Source organism: Endozoicomonas sp. ONNA1, assembly GCF_024606325.1.
GTDB lineage: Bacteria > Pseudomonadota > Gammaproteobacteria > Pseudomonadales > Endozoicomonadaceae > Endozoicomonas_A.
The window spans coordinates 1-1,303 of record NZ_JAHHPN010000084.1 but is presented as its reverse complement, the minus strand read 5'-3'; the positions used below and the strand labels follow the sequence as shown (position 1 = coordinate 1,303).

Genomic DNA, 1,303 nt, shown 5'->3' with positions numbered 1-1,303 from the left:
TACAGGGAGCATGGATATGTTTCAGACATACAAAGCCACTGTAGACAGTAAGGGCAACCTCAAACTGCCAGATAATCTGATATTGCCTTCAGGGTCTAACGTATTGATAACCATACTTGAGGAGTCACCCGGCCAGCGGGTTAATGATGAAGTGCTGTTAAGTGAACCGTCACTCGCAGCAGACTGGAATAAGCCAGATGAGGATGAAGCATGGGAATGCCTTCAGCAGGAACAATAGTCACTATCAATTTCCCGTTCTCCGACTTGTCGTCAACTAAACGCCGCCCGGCTCTTACACTTGCCAGCGTCGGAAAAGGTGATGTTATTCTCTGTCAGATCACCAGTAAACCATACTCTGATCCGACAGCAATTGTTATCACTCCGAACGATTTCAACCAGGGAATCCTTGACCGTGAGAGCTTTGCGCGCCCGGGAAAGTTATTCACGGCACACCAAAGCATTATCTGCCAAGAAATCGCGACCATAAAAGCAGAGAAATTCAATGAAATTATCCATCGTTTACATCAAATTATTTCACGAAAAGTGCAATAACCCTTGAACTGAAAGTATCTGTCCACGGCAAAATCATGAAAGTGCCTGCCCAGCAAGGACTTCAGCCAGACAGCGTGAATTGCTCAACCGTTAGCTCTGCAGAGCTGATGTAGTAGCGAATGCAAACATCATCCATGCTCACAAGCTCTCCCTCAATTTCACTCGATGACTGTTCTATTGCCAGAGAAGTCGGTCTTGCCAGTCATCTGGGAAGCCCATGCCACGGGTACTGATGCCGTGTTGCTCTATCAGCTGCATCAGGCGCTTCTGCCATTGGTTTCTGCCACAAATGATATTCATTATATGAATTAAGACGACAAAGGTATTGTAAAGCTTTCGTAATTAACGCGGGTTAACCGGTCTTGAGTAAAGACTCTCTACTAGTGCCTCGTCCGCGTTGGTCGGTAAGATAAATGTCTTGGTTAACTGGCGATTCCATAAGCGGGCATGGTGAGCAGCATAGTTTCTAACCAGCGACAGGTGCTCACAGAATGACGTCATGACTTTTTCGTTCATTTGGTAGACACTGCTTATCGACTGTCGATCTTTACGCAAGCGTATATTGCTAAACCATTTGGATAGCTGACCCATAGTCATTAATTCAACAGCAGCCCAAATCGGTGGAAGCTCTTCTTCGTATTTACCAGTCAGATGCCTGATGAAATCTTCTTTACTGGATTTCACATCACTATCGAGTTTGCTCAGGCTTCTGGCGTATACCATTGGGTTGTCAAAAATTTCCGCTTTGAGG

The 1,303-nt window shown here is 45.6% G+C and carries 4 protein-coding genes; 3 read left to right on the top strand and 1 reads right to left on the bottom strand.

Annotation, left to right across the window (positions count from 1 at the left end; all coding sequences use genetic code 11):
* The 3 genes from KDK19_RS01830 to KDK19_RS01820 all read left to right on the top strand — a co-directional run.
* Positions 1 to 238, top strand: a 238-nt coding sequence (locus KDK19_RS01830; RefSeq protein ID WP_257291231.1) for a hypothetical protein, incomplete at its 5' end; no start/stop codon positions are given.
* Positions 211 to 552, top strand: a complete 342-nt coding sequence (locus KDK19_RS01825; RefSeq protein ID WP_257291230.1) for a type II toxin-antitoxin system PemK/MazF family toxin — start codon at positions 211 to 213, stop codon at positions 550 to 552. The genes KDK19_RS01830 and KDK19_RS01825, both read left to right, overlap by 28 nt.
* Before the next feature lie 165 nt (positions 553 to 717).
* A complete protein-coding gene (locus KDK19_RS01820; protein WP_257291229.1) occupies positions 718 to 864 on the top strand; it encodes a hypothetical protein in 147 nt (48 codons plus the stop codon).
* Between the two features lie 30 nt (positions 865 to 894).
* Here the strand turns inward: KDK19_RS01820 and KDK19_RS01815 are convergent.
* On the bottom strand, positions 895 to 1,303 hold a 409-nt coding region (locus tag KDK19_RS01815; RefSeq protein ID WP_257291228.1), incomplete at its 5' end, for an Abi family protein.

Excerpts from the sequence above, each read along its gene's own strand:
- KDK19_RS01820 (WP_257291229.1), top strand. The coding sequence starts at position 718 with ATGACTGTTCTATTGCCAGAGAAGTCGGTCTTGCCAGTCATCTGGGAA.
- KDK19_RS01825 (WP_257291230.1), top strand. The coding sequence starts at position 211 with ATGGGAATGCCTTCAGCAGGAACAATAGTCACTATCAATTTCCCGTTC.